22 protein-coding genes and 1 riboswitch are annotated in these 24,030 nt (G+C 40.6%); of the genes, 7 read left to right on the plus strand and 15 right to left on the minus strand.

Annotated elements, in window-relative coordinates; genetic code table 11:
- Positions 1-52: 52 nt before the first annotated feature.
- The 3 genes from AR328_RS23205 to AR328_RS20460 form a co-directional block, all read right to left on the minus strand.
- Positions 53-265: a hypothetical protein gene (locus AR328_RS23205; protein ID WP_231735058.1), complete on the minus strand. Its 213-nt coding sequence runs from the start codon at positions 263-265 to the stop codon at positions 53-55.
- 119 nt (positions 266-384) lie between these two features.
- Positions 385-1,464, minus strand: coding sequence for a hypothetical protein (locus tag AR328_RS20455; RefSeq protein ID WP_066301133.1), 1,080 nt, complete (start codon positions 1,462-1,464; stop codon positions 385-387).
- 369 nt (positions 1,465-1,833) lie between these two features.
- Complete coding sequence (locus AR328_RS20460) at positions 1,834-2,055, minus strand: hypothetical protein (protein WP_066301141.1); 222 nt, start codon at positions 2,053-2,055, stop codon at positions 1,834-1,836.
- A gap of 384 nt (positions 2,056-2,439) precedes the next feature.
- Positions 2,440-2,546, plus strand: a riboswitch (SAM riboswitch).
- Positions 2,547-2,666: 120 nt separating this feature from the next.
- Between AR328_RS20460 and AR328_RS20465 the strand changes: the two genes are divergently transcribed.
- Positions 2,667-3,872 (plus strand): homoserine dehydrogenase, encoded by a 1,206-nt coding sequence (locus AR328_RS20465; RefSeq protein ID WP_066301150.1) that lies wholly within the window; start codon positions 2,667-2,669, stop codon positions 3,870-3,872.
- An 8-nt stretch (positions 3,873-3,880) separates the two neighbouring features.
- Here the strand turns inward: AR328_RS20465 and AR328_RS20470 are convergent, their stop codons facing one another.
- The 6 genes from AR328_RS20470 to AR328_RS20490 form a co-directional block, all read right to left on the minus strand.
- Positions 3,881-4,243: a hypothetical protein gene (locus tag AR328_RS20470; protein ID WP_066301158.1), complete on the minus strand. Its 363-nt coding sequence runs from the start codon at positions 4,241-4,243 to the stop codon at positions 3,881-3,883.
- A gap of 60 nt (positions 4,244-4,303) precedes the next feature.
- Positions 4,304-5,434: a plasmid pRiA4b ORF-3 family protein gene (locus AR328_RS20475; RefSeq protein WP_066301162.1), complete on the minus strand. Its 1,131-nt coding sequence runs from the start codon at positions 5,432-5,434 to the stop codon at positions 4,304-4,306.
- A 157-nt stretch (positions 5,435-5,591) separates the two neighbouring features.
- Positions 5,592-5,735, minus strand: a complete 144-nt coding sequence (locus tag AR328_RS22720) for a hypothetical protein (protein WP_156422761.1) — start codon at positions 5,733-5,735, stop codon at positions 5,592-5,594.
- A 63-nt stretch (positions 5,736-5,798) separates the two neighbouring features.
- Positions 5,799-7,613: an ABC transporter substrate-binding protein gene (locus AR328_RS20480; protein ID WP_082677341.1), complete on the minus strand. Its 1,815-nt coding sequence runs from the start codon at positions 7,611-7,613 to the stop codon at positions 5,799-5,801.
- Positions 7,614-7,641: 28 nt separating this feature from the next.
- Entirely contained in the window at positions 7,642-9,156 is a 1,515-nt protein-coding gene (locus tag AR328_RS20485; RefSeq protein ID WP_066301175.1) for an ABC transporter permease, read from the minus strand.
- Positions 9,157-9,172: 16 nt separating this feature from the next.
- Positions 9,173-10,624: an ABC transporter permease gene (locus AR328_RS20490; protein WP_066301178.1), complete on the minus strand. Its 1,452-nt coding sequence runs from the start codon at positions 10,622-10,624 to the stop codon at positions 9,173-9,175.
- Positions 10,625-10,855: 231 nt separating this feature from the next.
- Between AR328_RS20490 and AR328_RS23365 the strand changes: the two genes are divergently transcribed.
- Complete coding sequence (locus tag AR328_RS23365; protein WP_442854474.1) at positions 10,856-12,562, plus strand: ABC transporter ATP-binding protein; 1,707 nt, start codon at positions 10,856-10,858, stop codon at positions 12,560-12,562.
- Between the two features lie 406 nt (positions 12,563-12,968).
- Here the strand turns inward: AR328_RS23365 and AR328_RS20500 are convergent, their stop codons facing one another.
- Positions 12,969-13,496, minus strand: a complete 528-nt coding sequence (locus AR328_RS20500) for a hypothetical protein (protein ID WP_066301183.1) — start codon at positions 13,494-13,496, stop codon at positions 12,969-12,971.
- A 92-nt stretch (positions 13,497-13,588) separates the two neighbouring features.
- On the opposite strand from AR328_RS20500, the gene AR328_RS20505 reads away from it, so the two are divergent.
- The 3 genes from AR328_RS20505 (at position 13,589) to AR328_RS20515 (ending at position 18,118) form a co-directional block, all read left to right on the plus strand.
- The gene (locus AR328_RS20505) at positions 13,589-13,804 is read left to right on the plus strand and encodes a hypothetical protein (RefSeq protein WP_066301190.1); all 216 of its coding nucleotides are present in this window, start codon (positions 13,589-13,591) and stop codon (positions 13,802-13,804) included.
- A gap of 267 nt (positions 13,805-14,071) precedes the next feature.
- Positions 14,072-16,633 carry an Ig-like domain-containing protein gene (locus AR328_RS20510; RefSeq protein ID WP_066301198.1) on the plus strand — a complete coding sequence of 854 codons (2,562 nt, stop codon included), beginning with the start codon at positions 14,072-14,074 and terminating at the stop codon, positions 16,631-16,633.
- 213 nt (positions 16,634-16,846) lie between these two features.
- Positions 16,847-18,118 (plus strand): erythromycin esterase family protein, encoded by a 1,272-nt coding sequence (locus AR328_RS20515; protein ID WP_156422762.1) that lies wholly within the window; start codon positions 16,847-16,849, stop codon positions 18,116-18,118.
- Between the two features lie 250 nt (positions 18,119-18,368).
- Here AR328_RS20515 and AR328_RS20520 read toward each other — a convergent pair whose 3' ends face one another.
- A complete protein-coding gene (locus AR328_RS20520; protein WP_156422763.1) occupies positions 18,369-18,563 on the minus strand; it encodes a hypothetical protein in 195 nt (64 codons plus the stop codon).
- Positions 18,564-18,653: 90 nt separating this feature from the next.
- On the opposite strand from AR328_RS20520, the gene AR328_RS20525 reads away from it, so the two are divergent.
- Positions 18,654-19,409, plus strand: coding sequence for an IclR family transcriptional regulator (locus tag AR328_RS20525; RefSeq protein ID WP_066301221.1), 756 nt, complete (start codon positions 18,654-18,656; stop codon positions 19,407-19,409).
- 38 nt (positions 19,410-19,447) lie between these two features.
- Here AR328_RS20525 and accC read toward each other — a convergent pair whose 3' ends face one another.
- The 4 genes from accC to pxpB are packed head-to-tail and all read right to left on the minus strand — an operon-like array spanning position 19,448 to position 22,999.
- On the minus strand, positions 19,448-20,791 hold the full coding sequence (accC, locus tag AR328_RS20530; protein WP_066301228.1) for an acetyl-CoA carboxylase biotin carboxylase subunit: 1,344 nt from the start codon (positions 20,789-20,791) through the stop codon (positions 19,448-19,450).
- Positions 20,792-21,259 carry an acetyl-CoA carboxylase biotin carboxyl carrier protein gene (gene accB, locus AR328_RS20535; protein ID WP_066301239.1) on the minus strand — a complete coding sequence of 156 codons (468 nt, stop codon included), beginning with the start codon at positions 21,257-21,259 and terminating at the stop codon, positions 20,792-20,794.
- A gap of 4 nt (positions 21,260-21,263) precedes the next feature.
- Positions 21,264-22,268, minus strand: a complete 1,005-nt coding sequence (locus AR328_RS20540) for a biotin-dependent carboxyltransferase family protein (RefSeq protein WP_066301244.1) — start codon at positions 22,266-22,268, stop codon at positions 21,264-21,266.
- Entirely contained in the window at positions 22,265-22,999 is a 735-nt protein-coding gene (gene pxpB / locus AR328_RS20545) for a 5-oxoprolinase subunit PxpB (RefSeq protein WP_066301247.1), read from the minus strand. The genes AR328_RS20540 and pxpB overlap by 4 nt, the downstream gene beginning before the upstream one ends.
- 256 nt (positions 23,000-23,255) lie before the next feature.
- Here pxpB and AR328_RS20550 point away from each other — a divergent pair, with 256 nt between their 5' ends.
- Positions 23,256-24,026, plus strand: a complete 771-nt coding sequence (locus tag AR328_RS20550) for a LamB/YcsF family protein (protein WP_066301250.1) — start codon at positions 23,256-23,258, stop codon at positions 24,024-24,026.
- The last annotated feature ends 4 nt before the right edge of the window (positions 24,027-24,030 follow it).

Genomic DNA, 24,030 nt, shown 5'->3' on the forward strand with positions numbered 1-24,030 from the left:
GTACCCCCTTCCCCCAGAAAAAAATCAAACAGAGGTATCAACTATACTAAGGTTAGCATTGTTGATTTGATTTTACACAAAAATAAGGACTTGACTCACTTTCATAGATTCCTGTCCAATAAACTACTTTTCTGAACAACTTTTCCATACTCTTTTCTATGCCGAGATATTTATCAGCCAAATTTATTGATTTGTCAGCCAATTTGGATGGTTTGTCAGCCAAATCTAATGGTTTGTCAGCCAAATTGGATAGTTTGTCAGCCAATTCTAGATTTTCGCCCAGCAAGCACCCAATAAAAGGCCCCCCCGAATAGATTCCTCTCTACAAGGATAAGCCTGAACCAAAAAAAACGGGTAATGACATAAAGTCACCACCCGCCTACATTATTGCACATCTAAAATATCAGCTAATTTCCAGTTTCCACTTTCATCTTTTTCTAAATAATAGACATACGTATTTTCAAGTTCATCCACTTGATCGATATTTGCCTTTTGATCTAGGATAACGATGGCTGTTCCATCAATAATATATTGAACTTCAAGCCCTGTCGTTTCATATTTAACATCAAAATCTTTAAATGTCGTTTCGATTTCATCTTTTAGATTTGCATATTCAGGGAATTCTTCGCTGTATAAGCTCATCATCCCTTCTACATCTTCAGCATTTGCATAGTCATCTGCTTTTTTGAAGAACTCAATAATTTCCTTTTCTTGTGCTAGGAAGTTCGCATCTTTTCTGATACTTTCTTGGTAAGCAGCGTACAGTTCACTTGTGATTTCTTCATCTTCAATGACGTCAAGCAAGTCGAAGAAGCCAGCAACATGTGCCTCTACTGCTTTTTGATCCGCATTTTTAGTAATCATCTCGTCAAGTTTATCTAATGACATCTTTGCAGTGATGACATATTTTGCAGATTGAAGCGCCTTTTCACCAGGAGTTTTGTATTTGGCAAGGATTGCATCACGTGTCGACTTACCGTACACACGATATAATAAAATGGCTTGTTTGCGGATTTCACTTGATAATTCATGATAACTTTTTTCAGTTACATCTGATGTTGGATTTTCTGAGTATAAAGCATTGAATTGATTTGCTTTATCTACAATTTTCTTTCCGGAAGTAATCGCATCAATATATCCCATTGCACGGCTATAATGAATGCCAACATTGTCTTCCAGACGCTTTTCTAAAATAACTTTATCCTTCACACTTACTTTAGCAATCTCTTTTTTTGCATTAAAATAAGCATCTTTTGTTAAATTAAAAATCTTCATATCCGGATTTTTAATTTCTTTCGTCAACTCATAAGAAATTTGCCATTTTAATGATCCAGCATATTGTTCTGCTGTTTTCACTAAAGATTCAGCTTTAGTGGTTGATGCCGCTTCTGCAGTACTAAAAGGCGTAAGAGCACCAGTCCCAGCAATCCCAGCCGCTAATAAAATAGATAATAATTTCTTCATACAGATTCTCCTGCAAATCATTAGTCTTATAAAAGTAATCTTTACATAAGCCATATTTAGAATATGGTATATTAAAATTTTCATCTAGTATTATATTATGGATGGATATCCATAATTTGGATTACTGTGTTAGGTCTAAAATAAAGGAATATATTAGTAATAAGTGAGTCTATCTATTTCTTTATATTATTGGTTTATTTGCGAAAGTAATGGGTTTATTTGTAATCTATTTGCGACAAGTGTGATGATTGCTTTTTTATAGGATCCCGCAGTATGATCCAACTATCAAGCTTTAATTTTCTATATGGTCAACCAAAACGAAATATGACTATGAAATAAGTTTATTCGAGGGTGATGGGCACGAAGAGTTTATGTGGATTCATTGCTGGTGTTGAAGTACACTTTATAGTTATCGACTAGAATTCGATAGTTTCCTTGCCATTCAGATTCATTGGCAGGCATTGATTCCATAATCGCAAGAATTTTTATCAGCAATCTTTTTTTATATTCCTTTGTTTCACTGGGACTAAAATAGGGGCTAATTATTCGAGTGAAGCTGCTCCTTGCTTCCGCTGTCCATTTCAATTCCATTTAAAAATCACCCCTCTCAATTGCTTCCAATAACTCATCAGAGGAATAAAGTCTCCCATTCACAATATCTTTATCTGCTCTTTCAAGCATTTCTTTTAACTCAATATCTGTTTCAATATCCGATAAAATCGTATCTTCTTTTAATTTCTGAATAACAAAAACTTCCCCTTCAATATCAATTACTGCTTTTGACTTTTGATTTAGTATTTTTTTTATGATTACAGCTTCAATACCCTCAATTTTTTAATTACCTCCTTTTATTTACCTATTATACATGGAAAACAAGGAAATTCTACAACCCATTCCAGCATGTGCCCAACTCATTTGTATTGACGCAGCCCCCAGAAACCGATATGATTATTAATAATTTCATAATTGCTAATCTTCTTATCAAGAGAGGTGGAGGGACTGACCCTGCGAAGCCTCGGCAACCAGCATACTTGTGCACGGTGCCAATTTCAGAGGAATGATCACCATTCCGAAGATGAGAAGGTGGAACGGATTTTGTTAGGTCATTCGTGTCCCCTTCTGTCTTTATATGCAGAGGGGGTTTTTTATTTTTACACGAAGCCAATCGACCTAAAACATAAGATAACAGGAGGAATGCATGCATGTCAGCCATTCATATTGCATTATTAGGATTTGGTACCGTTGGGAAGGGCGTCTATCAGACTGTCCAATCACATCAAAAAAAGCTTCAGGCTCTACTTGGAAAAGAAGTGAAAATCGTTGGCATTCTTGTGAAAAATTTAAATAAGCACAATAAACCGGATGAAGAGGTTCTTTTAACCGATGATTTTGAAAAAATTCTTTCACTGGAACCATTGGATGTTGTAATAGATGCCATTGTTGGTAAAGATCCGTGCTTCTCCTACTTGCAGCAAGCAATTAAACGGGGCTGCCATGTGATTACGGCGAACAAGGAAATGTTTGCCCATCACGGCGCACAATTAAAACAATTAGCAAGTGAGAATGGTGTTTCTCTCGGCTTTGAAGCAACGGCTGCTGGTGGAATTCCTGTAATCCAAACAATAAACCAATTGCTGAATGTCAATAATATCGAAAAAGTTCAGGGCATACTTAACGGAACCTCTAATTTTATTTTGACGAAAATGAGAGAAGAAAACCTACCATTTGTGTCAGCCTTGAAGCTAGCTCAGGAAAAAGGCTATGCCGAAGCTGATCCGACTAATGATGTTGACGGCTATGATGCCTTCTACAAAGCGGTGATCCTAAGTGAGCTTGCATTTGGGGAGGCGCCAAACTGGGATGACTCGATCAGGGAAGGTATTCGGAGAATCACCCCTGAACAAATTGAAATTTTTACATCATTAGGGCTTCGGTTTAAGCATATCGCTTCGATCGAACGCACTGCTAGTGGAATTCTTTGCAGCGTAAAACCTGTGCTTGTGAATGAGCAGCACCCCTTTTACCATGTAGAAGGTGTCCAAAATGCGGTTTCCATTGACGGGGATATTGTTGGGAATATCAGCCTTCAAGGTCCAGGGGCGGGAATGCTTCCAACAGCAAGCGCGATAATCGAGGACTTGGCACACATTAATCGAAAAAGTGTGCCTCGGGCATTCACCGAAAAAAAGCTAGAAGAAAATGAGGCATCTACTCACTCCTTTTGGGCAATCGGTGGTGATATCAATGCCTCGATTCTGCCTACCCCTATTGAAGTGATTGAAAGAGTTCATCCGAATGTGTTAATCGTTCGAGCACCGGAAGAGACCATGTACGCGATTCATTTACCGAATGTGCGTGTTTATCAAATTCTTGGAGATGTGGCGTTCAAGGGAGTGGTTGTAAGTTAGCAATAAAATCAGGAGGAACAATACCATTCTTGCCTAACCCCTCCTCTTACAAAAAATGTACTTTTGTTGGATAGTTTTTGAATTTGCTTTTTCCTGTTCAGTAAATCGCTTTGCCGGACAGGTTTTTCTGATTTCACAGATTCCTGTCCAATAAAGCTACTTTGTTGGACAGGTTTCTCCGATTTCATAGATTCCTGTCCAATAAAACTACTTTGCCGGACAGGTTTCTCCGATTTCACAGATTCCTGTCCAATAAAACTGCTTTGTTGGACAGGTTTCTCCGATTTCATAGATTCCTGTCCAATAAAACCATTTTGATGGACAAGTTTTTCCGGTTTCGCAGTTTCCTGTCCAATATAACCACATTCCAAGAATAACCCTAGCTACCCTTCGAATTAGCCAGCAAGCCCATAAAGGATGCTAATAACCCATCATTTATTTTTAAGGTCTCTATTTACTCCCTTAATATCAAATTCCTTATAGCCTTGCATTCTTCCCCACTCGACCATATGCTTGTGCTCAGGGTGCATAGGATCAGCAAGGATTTTTAAAAACTCCTCAAAGCCATAGGTCCCCCCAACATCTTCCGGAGGTGTATTGCCTCCTCCTTCAAGGCAAACAGGATAGTTGGCATCATAATTGTCAATTACTTCCTCCACCTCGATATCATGCTGCCAGTTATCACCGAAGTCGTAATTATATTTCAGCCTCTTGTATGCGGGGATATATTCTGATAACTTAATATCGGTATCGAGCTTCATCTCCACGTCATTCGGATAGGAAAAAGCTTCTTCGTGACTAACCAGATTCACCATTGGTTTAAGCCCGTCCTTATGATAAGCCGAATGATTTGGCGATAAGACTTGTTTAGATAGTGCATTGTCATAAATATAAAATTCATGGAGATGATAGTTCCGCCATCCGAAAGCTATCTGAAGAATATCATGCAAATGATTAAAGGTCCTATTTATCGGAACAAGTATACGTCGCCAAGTATTACTTTTTTCCAGCCTTAGTGTGACTTTCAGTTGTACCGCCTTCGTCATAAAAATTGGTTCACCAGCAAATTCTTCGAGATCCTTATACATCTCTTCATTCGGCAAAATATAATCATTTTTCCCATTCCCTACAAGAAAGCGACTGACCCGCATACTCATCCTTGTATTGAAGATAGAATCGTTTTCCAATAGTTCCTCGAAAAAATAAACATTTTCACAAGCCTTATTCATTCTTGCTACAGAGGTGCGGTCTTTTGTTTTGGTATAGCTTATTTCATTAGATTGGGAGAGAAATTTTTCTATTACCTCATCCTTCATTCCCTCTTCCATAAAAGTCTCACGTATTCCTTGTAGTAACACTCTATCGAGATTTTTAAAATCCTTCGCTTTTAGTCCATGCAAAACGACCACATACCTATTTTGATCATTTACAAGTACAATCGTTTTTCTACGGTTTAGGGTAATCAAATTGGCATGCCATGAAAAAAGCGGTTCTTCCTTTTCCTCTGTTGCAGGTTTGATTCCAAACTGATCTAATAGTTTTTTTGTACATTGAATGAGCATTTATTGGACTCTCCCTTACAGATTTCTGCAATTATTAACTTTGATTATACAGGAATCTATTCATTTAATAAAAAACGGAAACATTGTAGCCTTTCTCAATCTTATTTAATGATAAAAAGTAGTTTGTCAGCCAAACTGTGGCGGCCATCAACCCAATTTAACGCTTTATTCGCGAATCATGGGGTTTGTCAGCCAATTTCAACACTTTGTCAGCCAAATCATGCGGTTTGTCAGCCAATTTCATCACTTTGTCAGCCAAATCATGCACTTTGTCAGCCAAATCATGCACTTTGTCAGCCAATTAGCTTTTGTCCCTCAAAAAAAACGGATCAGCGCCCACGCACCGATCCGTTCTCTCTACTAATTATTTACTAGACTGATATTTTTCCAAGAACTCTTTCACTTTAGCTGGATCTGCTTTCAGCTCGAGTCCAGTTTTGACAAGCGGGCTGACAGTGGATACCGCTTTGACTTTCTTGCCATGGTAGTAGCTTAGAATTTCATCTTGGTTGATCGAGTGCAGGACGGCTTTTCTTAGGTCTTCACTCTTAGCGATTTCACGATTAGCTGTGTTGAAAAGCAAGTAAGATACGCCATTGCTTTCCATGCTTTGAAGTTTTAATTTGCTGTCGCTCTCAACGGTTTCTTGTTTGTTTTCCGGAATACCGTATAATACGTAAGTTTCACCGTTACGCAGGGCAGATAGTGAGCTATCCATATCTTTGATGAAGCGAAGTTTAAGAGTTTCAATTTTAGCCTCGTGCTCTGTTCCCTTCATGTAGCCAGGGTTTTTGTAGAAAATGGCTTCATAATCGTTCTTGTGTGAAAGGATGTATGGGCCGCTTGCGAATAAAGTGTTGTTGTATTTGTCGCCTTCCGTTACTGTGTTTTGGTCACCGTACGGAATGTCTTTGTTTACATCAAAAGTGGCTACATCGTAAGTGTTAATGCTTTCGACTTGCTTTTTAGAAACAATCCCAGCTGATTGGTGTGCTAAATAGTTAAGCACTTGCGGGAAAGGTTCAGTTGTTGTTACTTTTACAACTTGGTATTTACCTTCTTTATTGTTCGCTTGTGTTTTATCAGCAACAAGTTCAGAGATTTTCGTATCTAGACCATTTTCAAGTGCAGCTTTAACAGAATCGCTGCCGCTAGATTGTTTTACTTGGTCAAGTGCATTTAAATCAGTTACAACTTCAATATTCTTAATATGCTCGTGTAAGCTGTATGTGCGGTGATCAGGCACGGAATCTTTATTTTTCGCACGGTCTAAAGAGAAAATAACATCATCTGCACCAACGCGTTCGCCTGTATCCACTGCTTTTTTATCAGTGATTTTTGCAAAATTAATATCATCTCTTAAGATGAAATAATACTCTTCATTTCCTTCTGCAATACTATGGTTAAGAGACAGTGAACCGTCAGATGTAATTTTGTCATCATCTGTTAAGTTAATTAAACGGACATACATATTTGTATTAATCTGATTGATGGAACCATCATTTCCCTTGATTGGGTCAAGTGATGTTAAAGTCGACATCGTTTGAGACAAAATTAGCGGCTCTGTTGCACGCTTTGATTCGTCAATAAAATCAATCGGCTCCCATGCAAGGGCACGAGATTTAGAAAGTCTAACAGATTCAGGCTTTAAGACATCTTTGTTTACAGCCTGTGATTTTAAAGAAATGTACAATGGTGCTATATAAGCCTTGTCAAATACTAGACGCTGTTCTAATTGCTTATAAGTGTCTGCGTATTCTTCAGGTGTTTGCGTGCTTGCTTTGTCAATTAGGTCATCAATTTCAGAATCAGCCAAAATGCTGTAATCTCCACCTGTTTTAAATAGTGAGCGGACAGCGTAATCTGGATTTCCTGTTACTGTTGTCCAGCTGGATAATGCCGCATCAAAGTTGCCGGCATCTTGTTGAGCTTTAAAGCTGCCATAGTCAGGTTGAATATTAAGCTTTACTTTGAAGCCATTTTTTACAAGCTGGTCGCGAAGAATGTTAAGATCTTCCTCCCCGCTAGTCATTCCAAGCAATTCAATTTCAACTTGCTCACTTGCTGTACCGCCGGATTTAGAATCAGATCCAGCTTTTTCATTCACATCTGATTTAGTTTTCACACATCCTGCCAGCATTAAAACGAAGGCAAGGAGCAGTGGAATCATTTTTTTCATCATCTTTCCTCCTAAAAATTTTATTATATTAATCAAGCTTCGGGTCAAGAGCATCCCTAAGCCCATCTCCCAAAAAGTTAAAGGATAAAACGAGGGCAATAATAGCCAGCCCCGGATAAATGGCTAAATACGAATGGGATTCAAGATAGGTACTGCCAATCTTCAATATATTTCCCCATTCCGGAATATGCGGCTCAACACCTAGTCCCAGATAGCTTAAGCTGCTTGTAGCAATGACTGCGCCGCCGATCGTTAGTGTAGATTTCACAATCATCGGAGCAAGTGAATTTGGAACGACATGCTTAAAGATAATCGCTAGATTGCTAGTTCCGAGCGCTCGTGCAGATTCCACATATTCAAGGTTCGAAACCATCAGAACGTTGGCACGCATCGTCCTCGCGTACGTTGGAATGGACCCAACACTCAGAGCAATTACTAGAGTTACCGCATTAGAACCAAACGCAGCGATGATAACAATCGCCAGCAAAATACCCGGAATCGCGTACAATATATCAAGCAAACGCATAATAATATTGTCCGTGCGGTTTCCATAATAGCCAGAAATCGCTCCCAAGAATCCCCCGATCAAAAACGGAATTGCGGTTGATAATACCCCGACAATAAGAGAAATCCTTGCCCCGAAAACAATCCGAGAAAATAAATCCCTGCCAAAATTGTCTGTTCCAAGCGGATAAGAAATACTCGGAGTCTGCAGGATCGCACTATAATCGTTATCCACTGCCATGCTGTAATCGAATGTCAAATAGCTGCAGATCGAGATCGAAAATATAAATGTGATAAAAAACAACCCTAGCATGGAAGTCGTATTCACTGATATTTTCTCCCAAATTTTAACCCACTTACCTATGCTAGTTTCATTGTTTCTCCATTTTTCTCTTATATAATGAATGCCAATTACGAGTGCAAAAAGATTGCCCGTAACAGCAGTCAATACTAATGGGATGCCCAAAAAGAATTTCAATTTTTCCTTTCCACTGCCTCCCTGGTCCTTTGCGGTAAAAATAAGGACTGCCAAATAGAAAACCGCCGCAATCATTAGGAAGCCCATGGATGGCAGAAAGGTATCAGAGACATATGGTTTGAATAGATTAAGTGCGGACACCGCAATAATGAAGAATTGAGTGATCAGCATGTAAACAGCAAATATATATTCGGGTGATTTTTCTTTTTTAATGAGTTGAAAGGCAAAAGTCGCCACGAATACATTTGCCGTTAAAATACTTAAAACTTGAAAATATCCTAGAACTCTAGTTGACTTTCGTATTTCGCCAGACTTCTTAAGATCCTGCTTAATTTTCAACGTAATGGCGATTTGTACAAGCGTAAACAGCGCATATGCGATGAAAACGCCAAACACAAACGGCTTGATCGTATTTGTCGCAAAGTTCAAGCTGCTATATAGAAATATGACAGTCAAGGCAAGCGAAGTGATCGACGTAAAACTTGCCTGCCTGTATTCCGGCGAAATTTTCAGTGCGTACTGCTTAAAATAGCTTTCATTTTCCCTCATATGAGTAGACATCTTCTATACACCTGCTTTAATATTGTTTCATTTTTGATCGGATCCGCGGGTCAAAAAACGCATACAGAATATCGATCAATAAATTAATTAAAGAAATGGTAATCGCAATATAGACAACTCCACCCATAATACTCGGGATATCAGGTATAAATTGCTTATCAACAATATAGCTTCCAATTCCGCTAATATTAAATACCTTTTCTGTAACGGCCGCTCCGCCAAGCATGCCGCCAAACATGAGGCCAATAACTGTAATAACAGGAATCATCGCATTGCCCACTGCATGCTTCCATAATACTTGGCGCTTGTTTAGCCCTTTGGCTTTCGCCGTAATAATATAATCTTCATTAATCACTTCGAGTGTAGCCGAGCGGGTCATCCTAGCGATGGAGGCAGTTAAGCCCGTTCCTAGAACAACGGCAGGCATAATAATGGACAGCCAGTTTTGCGGATTGAAGGTGGCTGGCAGCCATTGTAATTTAATCGAGAAATTCAAGATAAAGATAAGCCCTTGCCAAAAGTTAGGGATGGATAATCCGATAAGGGCAATAAACATAAACGTATAATCAAAGAAAGAATTCGGTCTTGTTGCTGAAATAATTCCGATTGGAATGGAAATCACAATCGCCATGATCAAGGCTATGAGCGTCAGCGTTAACGTGATTGGGAATTTTCTAGCAATACTTGCAGCGACCTCTTCATTACCAGAATAAGAGGCTCCTAAATCAAAGGTGAATATCCCTTTCATCGCATTCCATAATTGTGTCAGATAAGGCTGATCAAGACCGTAAATCTGATTAAAGGCTGCAATTTGTTCCTTTGTAGCGGTCTCTCCGAGTATGTTAGCTGCCGGATCGAAAGGCGAAATATACAAAATAGTAAATACGAAAAACGCGACCCCCACAATAACGAATATACTCATGACCAATCTTTCAAATATATATTTCAAGTATGGGTTGCTATGTATTAAAATTAATAGATACATAGGCAATCCGGGTAAAAACGTTAATAATAGAAACAGCGGATGGTTGATGAGCGATTGAAAAGTCGATTCATAAGACAATCTTTCATGCCCTTTTTGTTTTAAGAGCTCAACGGTTTTTTCATCAGCTATTTTTCGAAACTGTTCTTCAGCCCAAATTGCCGCAAGCTGATCCGTTTTGGCTTCCTCTTGCTTTTGTCCAAAAAACGCTTGTTTCCGTAATATCTGTTCCTTATACTGCTGCTTTAACTGTTCCTTAAGGCCGGATTGGGCAAGTTCGTTTTCTATTTCCTTAAGCAGGGAGGAATAGGAATCTATTTTTCTACTGTTAAGGTAAATAATAAAAACAATGAGATGCACCGGAAGGCCCAGAATATATATAAGCCATTTATAGGCTGGATGTGGCTGCATTTTCTTATAGGATTGGCTTAAGGTTTCTGAAAAACTCAAGCTTTTATTTGCGTTCGCACCCTTGCTCACTTCCATGGGGATTTCCTCCTCCCGTTTATATTGCATTATTCCGACCAGTATAGTATATTTTAATTCGAATAGTAAAGTCAACATTAAGTTATTATGCAAAAATAGCTATTCTCACTAGAAGAAGACAGAATATATTTATTTTACTAAAAACATTCATTTATATAAATAGCAATTTAAAATGGGCAGGTGTGAAGTGTGGAACAAATATTGAAGATTAACAACTTAAGAGTATCCTTCATGTCCCGAGATCATGAGTTTGAAGCAGTAAAAGGCGTGAGCTTTGAAGTCAGAAAAGGTGAGACTTTAGGAATTGTAGGGGAATCTGGTAGCGGAAAAAGTGTAACAGCAAGGTCCATAATGCGACTGCTCCCTTCTCCGCCCTCATTTATGAAAGAGGGAGAGATCTTTTTTCAAGGAGAAAATCTTGCGCACAAAACAGAAAAGGAAATGGAACAAATTCGCGGCCGCGACATCAGTATGATTTTTCAAGACCCAATGACTTCCTTAAATCCAACCATTCGTGTTGGCAAGCAAATAGCCGAAAGCCTGATCAAACATCAGAAGTTATCAAAAAAAGAAGCGAAGAATCAAGCAATCGAATTATTAAAATTAGTGGGCATTCGCGATAGTGAAACACGCTATAACCAGTACCCGCACGAGTTTTCAGGAGGAATGCGGCAAAGGGTTATGATTGCGATTGCACTCGCCTGCCAACCAACGCTGTTAATCGCGGATGAACCGACGACCGCGCTAGATGTAACCATTCAGGCGCAAATCTTAAATCTGATGAAAAATATGCAAGAACGATTTGGCACATCCATCATCTTAATTACTCATGATCTTGGTGTCGTTGCGGGCATGTGTGATCGTGTTGTCGTCATGAAAAACGGAGAAATTGTTGAGACCGGAACAACTGAGGAAATCTTTGAATCGCCAAAGCATCCTTATACACTGAAACTGCTAAATGCATTGCCTAGACTGAATGAAAAAAAGAAACCAAAGCCTGCTCCGCTCATCTTGCCTGGCATTGATTCTAGTAAATCATTACTGGAAGTAGATGGCCTGAAGCAATACTTCGATTTAGGCAAAGGAAATGTTCTGAAAGCTGTAGATAATATTAGCTTTAAAATTAAACCAGGGGAAACGTTGGGGCTTGTAGGGGAGTCCGGATCTGGCAAGTCAACAACAGGCCGAGCGATTTTGCGGCTTCATGAGCCTACTGGCGGCGAGGTGTTATACCAAGGGATTCCCGTTAATCGGCTAACTCAGGGTGAAATGAAAACCATGCGCCGGCATATGCAAATGATTTTTCAGGATCCATATGCGTCATTGAATCCACGCTTTAAAGTTCTGGATATTATCGGGCAGGCATTGGATATTCATAAACTGGCGCCTAGTAAAGAAGCAAGGAAGAAAAGAGTGGAAGAGCTGCTTGATATGGTGGGGCTGGAGCCGTCACACGCTTTGCGCTATCCTCATGAATTTTCAGGCGGTCAGCGGCAGCGGATTGGTATAGCCCGAGCACTGGCTGTAGAGCCGAAGTTCATCGTATGCGACGAACCACTTTCTGCACTCGATGTGTCCATTCAATCACAAGTCGTCACCTTGTTAGAAGATTTACAGCATCGACTGGGCTTAACCTATTTATTTATTGCTCACGACCTTTCAATGGTCAAGCATATTAGTGACCGCGTTGCCGTTATGTATCGAGGAAAAATTGTTGAGTTAGCTGAAAGTGAGGAGCTCTACTCCAATCCTCAGCACGCCTATACAAAGTCCCTGCTCTTTGCCATTCCGATTCCGGATCCGAAAATCGAAAGGCAGAAAAAGAGAGTATTGATGGAAGAGCAAACTGAGGAAGATAAATATCAATTAAGCACATCGGAGCTTGTTGAGGTATCAGATGGCCATTGGGTGGCTATGCCGAAAGTTCCGGTTATATAGTAGAGAAACATTATGAATAGGATAGTAATTAGGAGACCAAATCGTTATTTTGATTTGGTTTTTTTATATGTGGTGATTATTCCTATTGTTTTTCGGGTTGGAGAAATTTGCGGACTGTGGATCCGTTATTTCTCGAAATAGCCCTCATTTCTAGTCTGATCGGACTTAGGTTCCGCTAACAGGGGTTAAAAGGGTTATTTTAGGATGAATTTCATCGATTAACGGAACCCGTGTCCTCAAACATTGGAAAGTGGGGGGATTTTAAGCCAATAGCGGAATGTGAGTCCGTTGAGTGGACGACAATCCTTTTAAAATAATGATGCTCAGAACCATTTCTGCTAATAAAGGATTCAAAGCAATGAAATAGGAAAGAGCAAGAATTCACCTTCCCTTCTTGCTCCTGAATTTACTTATTTGCGCTAACTTTATATTCAGATCCAACGATTAAATGAATGTTTACTATATCTTCGGCCAAATTTGAAAAAGCAGCATGGTCATCCACTAAAGCTTCACGGCCATCAGCTGATATGAGCATGACCCAATTCCCCGCTAATACACTGAAAAGAACTTCGGCCCGCTCAACGGATAATTTCAATTGAGTAAAATTTCCGGGGCTAAAGAGATAATCACGTTCAGCCTCTAGACCAAATCTCTCTTTCAGCCAAGTCTGGATGCCGCCATTTGTATTAAACTTCATGATGTAGCCATTTTTTATAGCGGACTCTAGATCCTCCCCATGATTTTCCGCATAGGTAAAGAAATCATCATAATGATAATACTCTTCCTCGGCCACTTTTAACGGAGTGGGGTCTCCTTTTGCCTTACTGGCGAGCAACACATCATCAGCCACACCAAGTCTCCGTGCACGTTCTAGTAAAATAGCCGTTTTTTGTGAAATTTTTGCCCGTTCACTCATAAGATTACCTTCTTTCATTCCATTTTATATACTCCTAGTAAATTATAAAGCAAATATTGAAGTTTTTTCACTATTTTCACCTGATTTTAAGGGCGCGGGAGTCTGATTAATTGTTAAAAGTGAATTTGTCAGCCAAATTGATTGGTTTATCAGCCAGTTTGGGTAGTTTGTCAGCCAATTCTGGTGGTTTGTCAGCCAATTTTAGCACTTTGTCAGCCAAATGGAGGTTTACCAGCAACAATGCAATTTACCAGCCAAATGAAAATTTACCAGCAACAATGCAATTTACCAGCCAAATGAAAATTTATCAGCCACAATGCAATTAACCAGCCAAATGAAAATTTATCAGCCACAATGCAATTTTTCAGCCAAATGAACGTTTATCAGCCACAATGCAATTTTTCAGCCAAATGAAGTTTATCAGCCAAATGAAGTTTATCAGCCAATCCACCACTTCCCCTCTAATTATGGTGATCTGCCAACATACAAAAATTCACATCTAAATTCCCCCTCCCATCATGCCTTTTTATCTATTTATCTATCATTAATAATCTTTTAAAATAGGAATATATTTACAAGAAGGGGGCAAATGAATGAGGAAAAAGAAAGTTATCTATACAGGAAGTGCTTCTATATTAGCTGTTTCTGCGATCATCACGACAAACCCAGCGGAGGCAGCATCCGTTAGCGAAGTGGAAAAGCTCGTGAAGGTGGCGAGGGATGCGGGGACGATTTTAAAATGGGCGATTTCGATTGAAGGAAGTGCAGATGGGAAAACCCGGCCATGGGCAGCCTATAATAATGCAAAAGCTGCTTATGATCAAGCAGTCAAAGCCGCAAACACATTACCGACAGCACAGAAAAATCGATTCCTCGCTGAGCTTGACGAACATGTCAAACTCCATATTAACCGGACGATGTATTATATTGATGCCATTACAGCCGGTGAAAAAATTAAGGCCAAGCAGCAGGCATTAACCCATCAACTAAATATGAACCTGATTAATGATCAAACAGAATTGGCCTATCATGAGCTTTCAAGAGAGATCCGCAAGCAAGCGATTATGTTAGACCGTGTTTACGGAAAATCCACCCGTGACCTGATCCGCTCCCACTACAAGCAATCTGCTGAGAAGGTGCGGGATAGCGCGATATATGCGGTTACGGTGAAAATTGAACTCGATTTAGCACAAAGATCTATCGCCAGCGGTAATTTTTCAAAAGCAGAAATTCACCTCAGTGAGGCTCGAACCTACCTGCCATTTGTCAGCAATCCAGTGATTAAAAAAACATTAACCGATCGCCTAAATTCCATCTCTGCCACATTCACGCCAAAAGTCGATAAAGTCAGTGCCGCCGAGCCAAAGCGGATTAAGGTCACCTTCAGCAAAGCGATGTTAGCTGGAACAGGATCAAACGGAGCAGAAAATTTGTCTAACTACTTCGTTTCTGGCAGAGCGATTAAAAGCGTCAACCTTTCTGCTGATAAAAAAACAGCCGTTATCGAACTTCATGAACCACTCTATCCTAATTCTTCTTATACGGTAACAGTGAAGAAAAATATCCAAACAACCAACTACGAATCTCTAGGGCAAAACGATTATGTCACGACTTTCACATTCTCTGACAAAATTAAACCAACCATCACGACAGTGAAAACCCAATCTAACGGGAATGTCGAACTAACTTTTTCCGAGCTAATTGCCTATAATTCACCTGTTTCGATTACAATTGACGGCAAAGCAGTTAAATACAATCAGCTGAATAGTGATACAGACACGATCGTGGTCCCTAAATCTGAGCTTGACCGGATCAGCCTGCGAAAAGGGCGCTCCTATTCGTTGGTAGTAACCGGCGCAAGAGATTTAGTGATCAATACCCCAAATACAATGGACACCTATAGAAGCAGCTTCCTTTATAACCCAGCAGCCGACACCACACCACCAGAAGTGAAATCTCTACAAGTAAAAGACGAAAAAACATTCACCGTTGAATTTACTGAAACACTTGCAAGCTTCACAGCGTCAAGTCATCTCACCATCAAAAAAGGCAACACAACGATTAAACCTGCTTCTGTAAAAGATATTTCAGACGGCAGCAAGACTAAATTTGACGTTGAATTGCAGGCATCTGTTTATGGAACGAATGAAATATCAGCCAGACTAAACATCTCGGTCAAAGGCTATAAGGATCTAGAGGATAATACCGGAAAAACATATGACCGAACGATTACGATCAACAAGGATCTATCACCGCCGCAATTTGTTCAAGCCGCTTACGATAAAAACAAAGATGAAATCCATATCACTTTTAATAAAACGTTACTAACAGGGCTTCCAACTGCCAGCAAAATTAAAGTAACCGACCAAAACAATAAAACCGTTCAGGCAACAGTCAGATCAAACATTGATAACAAAATGATTTTGGATGCAAATGGGCTGCTAGACGGAATCCTAACCATTTCAGTCGCAGAAGGAGCTGTTAAAGACAATACCATTTCCCAGAATAACAATCGCGCTTTTACTACATCTATTACGAAAAAGTCCGATGAAGATAAGCCAACTGTCACTTTTATTGAAACATCTGCAAATGGGCAATTCAAGGCGTCATTTAATGAACGTGTCCAAGCACAGTCAGCCACTTCTGCAGCAAATTACTTGTTGAATGGCAGACCGATTCCGCTTCAATCTGTGTTAACGATAAGCAATGATCTTACGCAAGTCACCATAACATTCCCGGAAGGCACAATCCCTTCCACAACGAAATACAATATTACAGCAAGCGGCATAAAAGATTTATCTGATAACACGATGAATCCTTATACAGCCACAATCACCATTGGAGATAATACAGAACCCGTCTTAACCGGAGCCGTCAAAAAGAAGGACAATAAAATTTATCTTAGCTTCTCTGAATCCATTTACTTAGAAAACAGCCATTCGGATTTCATTATTATGTTAGATAAAAAGCAGGTTCCATTAGAAAAATACTCAATTACTAGAGGGGACAATCAAAAAGAACTAATCATTCTTCCGAAAAAAGAAACAACATTTGCAGGTGACAACCTCACTATTCAAACAGCTGCCAGAACGACAATTAGAGATGAAGCCTTTAATACACTTAAATCCGGTACAACAATTACTGTGAGTCAGTAAATAGATAAAGGGTTTGTTCATTATGATGAGCAAGCCCCTTTTTTTTTTCGCAAAAATACAAGAAGAGGAACGGCACCTTCGAATCAAAGGTAGTGTGAACGAAATTCAAAACGTTTGATTTAACCTTTTCAGCCTTTATTCCCCTCCCCTCAACGTAATAGATCTTAACTTTTAGGAAACAATATCCCTATCATTAGATATCGAGGGATGAAAATGAATGAACAACTAATTAAAGCCATTCAAGAGCACGCACGTCCATTTAGTGAGCTAGGGGATTTAGATATTTTTTTAAAAAGAGTCAACGATGAAAAGTATGTCCTGCTTGGGGAATCGTCACATGGAACGTCAGAGTTTTATAAAATTCGGGCTGAGCTTACAAAGAGACTTATTGTGGAAAAAGGATTTACTTTTATTGCCGTTGAGGGTGACTGGCCGGCATGTCAGCGGGTGAATGAGTATATTAAAGGCTGGGACAACACCTATTCCCGTGCGATAGACGTTTTGCAATCCTTTAACCGTTGGCCGACCTGGATGTGGGCGAATGAGGAAATGATCGATCTCATCGAATGGGTAAAGGACTACAATCGAAAGCAGCCTCGGGAGAAGCAAGTCGGTTTTTATGGCATTGACCTGTACAGCCTTTGGGAATCGATGGATGAAATGATGAAGTATTTAAAGGAAACGAACTCCTCGGATCTTGAAGCTGCGCGGGAGACTTTCGCCTGCTTCGAGCCATTCAACCGGCAGCCCGAAAAATATGGCGTATCGGCCGCTTTTTACGGTGAAAACTGTCGGGAAGAAGTCATCAAGCTGTTAACCGAAATCTCTTCAAAAAGAAATATCTTTTCAGATCATGAGGAGGTCGGATTAAATCTCGAGGTGAATGCCCTCATCACGGCAAATGCAGAGAATTATTACCGGACGATGATTGTCCATGACAATGAATCTTGGAATATTCGCGACCGCCATATGGTTGAGGTTCTGAATCGAATGATGTCTTTCTTCGGAAATCAGGCTAAGGGAATCGTCTGGGAGCATAACACTCACGTCGGTGATGCCCGAGCCACAGATATGGCGGATGCAGGAATGGTGAACGTTGGGCAGCTCCTGCGAGAACAGGAAGGCGAGGAAAACGTTTATGTTGTTGGCTTTGGCACACATCGCGGTTCCGTCATAGCTGCTCATCGCTGGGGTGACCATTTCAAAAAAATGATGACTCCTCCAGCTAAGGATGGAAGCTGGGAGGATCTGCTGCATAAGGCCGGAGCACAAGATAAAATACTAATGTTTAATGACGAGAATAGGCATTTATTTAATCAAACGATAGGTCATCGTGCCATTGGCGTGGTTTATAGTCCGATGAATGAACATTATGGGAATTATGTGCCGTCAAGGATGTCGGAGCGGTATGATGCGTTTGTTTATTTGAATAATTCGAATGCGGTTACTCCGCTGGAAATTGGAGCGGGTATTGTGTCGTTGTAGATGGGGGTTTTGAGGTGGACTGTGGATTGGTCCACCTTTTTCAAATTGAAAATTCCACGCTCACTCAAAATTTTGACTCAATTATGCTTTTTCAAGGAGTTTGGATGACCTTTAGGCAAATTTAGCAACTCATTTTCATGTTAGAGTTGTTTATCAGCCAATTGAGTCATTTATCAGCTAGTTTGGACTGACTTTTAAGCAAACGAGGCTGCCTCTTCCCTTGTCCGATGTATTTGTCTGCCAATTTGAGTCATTTATCAGCTAGTTTGGACTGACTTTTAAGCAAACGAAGCTGCCTCTTCCCTAGTTCGATGTATTTGTCAGCCAATTTGGGTCGTTTGTCAGCCAGTTTCATCAGTTTGTCAGCCAATTCGGATCGTTTGTCAGCCAAATCGACCTGTTTGTCAGCCAATTGAAGAAAATGGCAACATATAGCCAAAGACAACACTGCCCCTCCCCCTCTTGTCCCATTGACTAACTACCTGTAAAATACTGAATAATGGGACACGGTGAATAGGAAGGGGCTGCACTGCAATTGAATAACAAAAACAAAACGGTTGTCCGGTCGATGGATGTGTTAAATTTATTTATTGAACATTCTGAATTGTCATTCCAAGAAATTATCAATCTATCAGGGATTCCGAAAACGTCAGTCTATCGAATGCTCCTATCGTTGGAGGAAATGGGGTTTTTGGAAAAAGGAAGAGATGCGAAATACAGACTAGGACTTTTGTTTCTCAAATTTGGCCATCTCGTTTCGGCAAGGCTTGATTTACGTCAGATTGCCTATCCATTAATGAATGATTTACATAATGATGTAAAAGAAGCCATTAATTTGATCGTGAAAGAAGGCAATGAAGCCATCTATATCGAAAAAATTGATACGAAACAAAAGGTTCGTCTGTATACAGCGATTGGAAGGAAAAGTCCGCTGTATGCGGGGGCTTGTTCGCGTTCTATTTTGTCATTCTTACCTGATTCGGACATACAAGAATATCTTGATTCCATAGAACTCAAATCGTTTGCGCTCGGTACGATTACTGACAAAGAAAGACTTTATGAATCCATTAAACAAGCGAGAATCAATGGATTTACAATCAGTCATTCCGAATTGGAAAATTATACATCTGCTGTTGCCGTTCCTATTTTTAATCACAAGGGCGAAGTGATTGCAGGGATCAGCATTGCGGGGATCGAAGCAAATTATCAGGACGGGAACATCGAGTACTTTGCCAATAAAGCGAAGAAAGTGGCAGAAGAAATATCGATGCGTTTAGGGCATACGAAATAGAAAAAGAGGGTCTCCATCAAATGGAGACCCTCCGCTATTTATATTTTATATGTCTCAAGAAAGTTTGTGTTAAAATCGCCGCTCAAAAACACTTCGTCTTGCAGCAAGCCTATGTGAAATGGAATGGTCGTATAGACGCCTTCCACCGTAAATTCGTCAAGGGCACGGATCATTTTGCGAATGGCTTCATCCCTTGTTTTACCGTGCACAATTAATTTTGCAACCATCGAATCATAAAACGGCTGAATAGTATATCCAGAATAGACAGCCGAGTCAATACGGACGCCCAACCCTCCCGGAGGAGTATATTCTGTGATCTTCCCAGGTGACGGCATAAAGTTATTGGCCGGGTTTTCAGCATTGATTCGGCACTCGATAGACCAGCCAGAAAGCACAATATCTTCCTGTTGATATGGCAATGGGAAACCAGAAGCAATGCGTATTTGTTCCTGAACCAAGTCAATTCCTGTGACCATCTCCGTAATTGTGTGCTCCACTTGAATACGGGTATTCATTTCCATGAAATAGAATGTGTCATTTGTATGGTCGTAAATGAATTCAACCGTACCAGCCCCCGTATAGTTGACTGCTTGACTGGCTCGAACAGCCGCTTGTCCCATTTTTTCACGTGTCTCTGATGAAATGGCTGGGGACGGCGTTTCCTCAATCAGCTTCTGCATTCTTCGTTGAATCGTGCAATCACGTTCGCCAAGATGGATGACCTTACCAGCCCCATCAGCCAAAATTTGAATTTCAACGTGGCGAAAATCCTCTATAAATTTTTCCAAATAGACTCCTGGATCGCCGAAAGCTGTTGCGGCCTCCTGCTGTGTAATTTCAATCGCTTTTTTCAAGCTGTCAGCGTCACGTGCAACACGGATACCCTTTCCGCCACCGCCTGCTGTTGCTTTAATAATCACTGGAAATCCAATCTTTTCAGCAATCTGGAGGCCTTCCTCATAATCCTTTATAATTCCGTCAGAGCCTGGGGTGATGGGAACGCCCGCAGCTTGCATTGTCTGCCTGGCAACGTCTTTAATGCCCATCTTTCGAATGGAGTCAGCTGATGGGCCGATAAAGACGATGCCAGCTTCTTGACATAGTGCAGCAAAATCAGCATTTTCAGCAAGAAAACCGTAGCCGGGATGGATGCCGTCAACACCTGTCAAAGTGGCGATATTAATAATATTTTCGGTGTTTAAATAACTGTCTTTAGAAGGGGCAGGTCCAATGCAATACGCTTCATCCGCTATTTTTACATGGAGCGCATCCCGGTCTGCTTCCGAAAAGATGGCAACTGTTTGGATGTTGAGCTCCTTGCACGCCCTGATGACTCGAACAGCAATTTCTCCTCGATTCGCAATTAATATTTTTGTAAGCATTTATTCACTCACCTTCACGGTAAACAATGGCTGGCCATATTCAATAATTTGTCCGTCTTCTACTAGAATCTCAATAATTTCTCCATTAACTCCAGCCGGAACTTCATTCAATAGTTTCATAGCCTCCAAAATACATACAGGCTCATTTTCGGCAACAATGGAACCAACTTGTACGAATGGCTCTGCTTCTGGATTTGGACGGGCATAGAAAGTTCCAATCATTGGTGCTTGAATGACATGGAGACCGCTTTCTTCTTTAACAGCAGCCGGACTTTCTGTCTTCTTCTCTGCGGCTTCTAATAAAGCTTGTGTATCCTCCACAGCTTTTCGATTTTCTATGTTTGCAGAGATATTTTCTGCGCCTTGTTTTTGGTAATAAAGCTTGAAATCCCCTTTTTCTAGCTTCAGCACGTCAATTGAAGATTGTTCTATGATTCCCATTAATTCTTTTAATTCATCGGTTTTCATCTCTTTATGCCCTCTCTTTCTTTAATGCTTTCATGCGAATACCCATCGCTAATTTGCGGAGCATTCTCTCTTGCTTAATCAATTCCGTTTCTGCCTGTTCAAGCGAAACTTCCTTGAATTGGATAGTAGAGTTTGGCTGCAATTGAGCCAAACGAGGTAAATCAGCGGAAATGACTTGTCCGATTTTTGGATAGCCTCCTGCCGTTTGTCGATCCACCATTAAAATAATCGGCTGGCCGTTTGACGGAACTTGAATCGTGCCATATGTGACACCTTCTGACAGTAGCTCAAACTGCTCAGATAAACTAAGCTGTTCCCCTTCTAACCGGTAGCCCATCCGATCCGCTTGTGTTGTTAATGTATAAGGATTTGAAAAAAACTTTTGCAGACTAGCTGAATCGAACCGCTTGTATTCAGAACCTTGCACAACCCGAATCGTTTGTTTTTTATTCAATGAAAGAAATTCTGAATAGTTGACGGACCATGTAAAATGAGCATCCATTTTTTCTAATTGATGAACGAATGACTGACTGATTGTATTAGGGGTTCCACATGTAAACACATCGCCTTTTTGCAATGCCCTGCCCTGAAACCCTCCGATTGCTGCTCGTAGATACGTGCTCTTACTCCCCATTACTTCGGGAATATCTATTCCGCCGGCGAAAGCCAAATAAGCCCGGCACCCCTTAATGGCGGATTTAAATTGTAAAATAGAACCTTTACGAATGAGAATCGGTCTCCACAACGGCACCTTTTCTCCGTCAATGGTTGGCTGCAAATCACCGCCCGTGATGGCAATTAACTGATCGCTTTCAAATTGGAGAGTTAACCCGAAAAGAGTAACTTCAAGCGCTCCCTCCCCTTCATTATTGCCAACGAGCAAATTGGCAATCTTTAGTGAAGTGGCATCCATTGCCCCGCTGACGAGAACCCCAAATTTTTGCGAACCGAATCTCCCTAAGTCTTGAATGGTAGTCATTAATCCAGGATGAAGTACTTTCACGCTCATTGTTTCATCTCCTTATAGGCAGCATACTCTTCAAGAGGAATGGGTTCAAAGCGGATTCGATCGCCAGACTGCAACAGCGTTGGCGGCGAGAGCTCCGGAAGAAATAAATCAAGCGGAGTCCGGCCGATAAGCTGCCAGCCTCCTGGTGTTTCAAGCGGGTAGATGCCTGTTTGTTTCCCTGCAATTCCAACAGTGCCAGGCGGAATGGCTAGCAGCGGAGATTCTTTACGTGGAGTGGCAATTTTTTCATCCATTCCCCCCATGAACGGAAACCCTGGCGCAAAACCAATCATATAGACTAAGTATTCATTTGACGAATGAATTTGAATGACCTCTTCAGCAGAAAGTCCGTTATATTTCGCCACATACTCCAGATCTGGGCCAAACTCCCCTCCATAGGCAACAGGGATTGTGACAAGCCGTTTTTCGGATTCTCCACTTTCACCTAATTTCTCCAATAAGTCAGAAATGTAAGTGCTTACTAGTTTATAAGGACTTGAGGCTTTTTTATCCGTATTGGATCGATAGACAGCAACAGGATCATAGTAGACTGTCAAGCTATTATAGGCCGGCACAGATTCCATTAATCCTGTAAACGCATATTTTTCTAATAAGTTTGATAGACCTTTCACCTTTTCATGGGTGGCAGGGCAGATTCCTTCGCCTAACTGAATCACTAGCGCAGAATCTCCTAGAGGCCTGATGTTTATATCTTTTTTGTGGTGGGCCATAGGTAACAGCTCCTCGAGGTTTCGAATTTCGGTAACGCCGTTCTGTTAAACGGATACTATTCACATTATAATTTATTTCAATCGAAAAACAAGTGAGAAAATAGGGAAAACCGCAACAGTTTAACTTTTCATATAATTTCATCTTTTCAAGTAAAAAATAGTATGCTAGAATTGGTTTACGTTTCAAAACTCAGGTTCCGAATATCGAAACAACAACATTGGAAACGCTTACCAAACAAAAAGTGGAGGGGAGAACATGTTTCAGGTCGATTTGAATTGTGATTTAGGAGAGAGCTTCGGACGGTACAAGCTCGGAGAACAGGAAGAAATTTTGAAGTACGTGACTTCTGCCAATATTGCTTGCGGTTTTCATAGCGGAGACCCAACAGTAATGAGAGAAACCGTGAAAATGGCTATTGCCAATGGGGTCAAAATTGGCGCTCACCCTGGTTTGCCGGATCTTAACGGTTTCGGAAGAAGAGAAATGGCCATTACCCCTCAGCAAGGATATGACATGGTCGTGTACCAAATTGGGGCATTGCAAGGATTCTTGTCAACGTTTAATGAACAAATGCAGCACGTCAAACCCCATGGTGCTTTGTACAATATGGCTGCAAAGGATCAAAAGCTTTCCGAAGCCATCGCACAAGCCGTTTATGATGTATCACCTTCATTGATATTATTCGGCCTGGCTGGAAGTGAATTAACGAAAGCGGGAGAAAAGATCGGACTAAAGACGGCCCATGAAGTATTTGCTGATCGTACGTATCAAGCAGACGGCTCTCTAACTTCACGATCTCAGTCTGATGCACTGATTACAGATCAAGAACAATCTGTCGGACAAGTTGTGAAAATGGTGACAGAAGGAAAAGTCGTTTCTCAGCAAAAAACAGAAGTTTCGTTACGCGCAGATACCATTTGTATTCACGGAGACGGTGAACATGCACTAGATTTTGCAAGATATATTAACGAAACATTAGAAAAAAATAATATTACAGTATCAGCAATCTGTAACTGGGAGGCATAATATG

This window comes from Bacillus sp. FJAT-29937, from assembly GCF_001509555.1.
Classification (GTDB): Bacteria; Bacillota; Bacilli; order Bacillales; family Cytobacillaceae; genus Cytobacillus.

Excerpts from the sequence above, each read along its gene's own strand:
- AR328_RS20455 (WP_066301133.1), bottom strand. The coding sequence starts at position 1,464 with ATGAAGAAATTATTATCTATTTTATTAGCGGCTGGGATTGCTGGGACT.
- AR328_RS20460 (WP_066301141.1), bottom strand. The coding sequence starts at position 2,055 with ATGGAATTGAAATGGACAGCGGAAGCAAGGAGCAGCTTCACTCGAATA.
- AR328_RS20465 (WP_066301150.1), top strand. The coding sequence starts at position 2,667 with ATGTCAGCCATTCATATTGCATTATTAGGATTTGGTACCGTTGGGAAG.
- AR328_RS20475 (WP_066301162.1), bottom strand. The coding sequence starts at position 5,434 with ATGCTCATTCAATGTACAAAAAAACTATTAGATCAGTTTGGAATCAAA.
- AR328_RS20480 (WP_082677341.1), bottom strand. The coding sequence starts at position 7,613 with ATGAAAAAAATGATTCCACTGCTCCTTGCCTTCGTTTTAATGCTGGCA.
- AR328_RS20485 (WP_066301175.1), bottom strand. The coding sequence starts at position 9,156 with ATGTCTACTCATATGAGGGAAAATGAAAGCTATTTTAAGCAGTACGCA.
- AR328_RS20490 (WP_066301178.1), bottom strand. The coding sequence starts at position 10,624 with ATGGAAGTGAGCAAGGGTGCGAACGCAAATAAAAGCTTGAGTTTTTCA.
- AR328_RS23365 (WP_442854474.1), top strand. The coding sequence starts at position 10,856 with ATGTCCCGAGATCATGAGTTTGAAGCAGTAAAAGGCGTGAGCTTTGAA.
- AR328_RS20500 (WP_066301183.1), bottom strand. The coding sequence starts at position 13,496 with ATGAAAGAAGGTAATCTTATGAGTGAACGGGCAAAAATTTCACAAAAA.
- AR328_RS20510 (WP_066301198.1), top strand. The coding sequence starts at position 14,072 with ATGAGGAAAAAGAAAGTTATCTATACAGGAAGTGCTTCTATATTAGCT.
- AR328_RS20515 (WP_156422762.1), top strand. The coding sequence starts at position 16,847 with ATGAATGAACAACTAATTAAAGCCATTCAAGAGCACGCACGTCCATTT.
- accC (WP_066301228.1), bottom strand. The coding sequence starts at position 20,791 with ATGCTTACAAAAATATTAATTGCGAATCGAGGAGAAATTGCTGTTCGA.
- accB (WP_066301239.1), bottom strand. The coding sequence starts at position 21,259 with ATGAAAACCGATGAATTAAAAGAATTAATGGGAATCATAGAACAATCT.
- AR328_RS20540 (WP_066301244.1), bottom strand. The coding sequence starts at position 22,268 with ATGAGCGTGAAAGTACTTCATCCTGGATTAATGACTACCATTCAAGAC.
- pxpB (WP_066301247.1), bottom strand. The coding sequence starts at position 22,999 with ATGGCCCACCACAAAAAAGATATAAACATCAGGCCTCTAGGAGATTCT.
- AR328_RS20550 (WP_066301250.1), top strand. The coding sequence starts at position 23,256 with ATGTTTCAGGTCGATTTGAATTGTGATTTAGGAGAGAGCTTCGGACGG.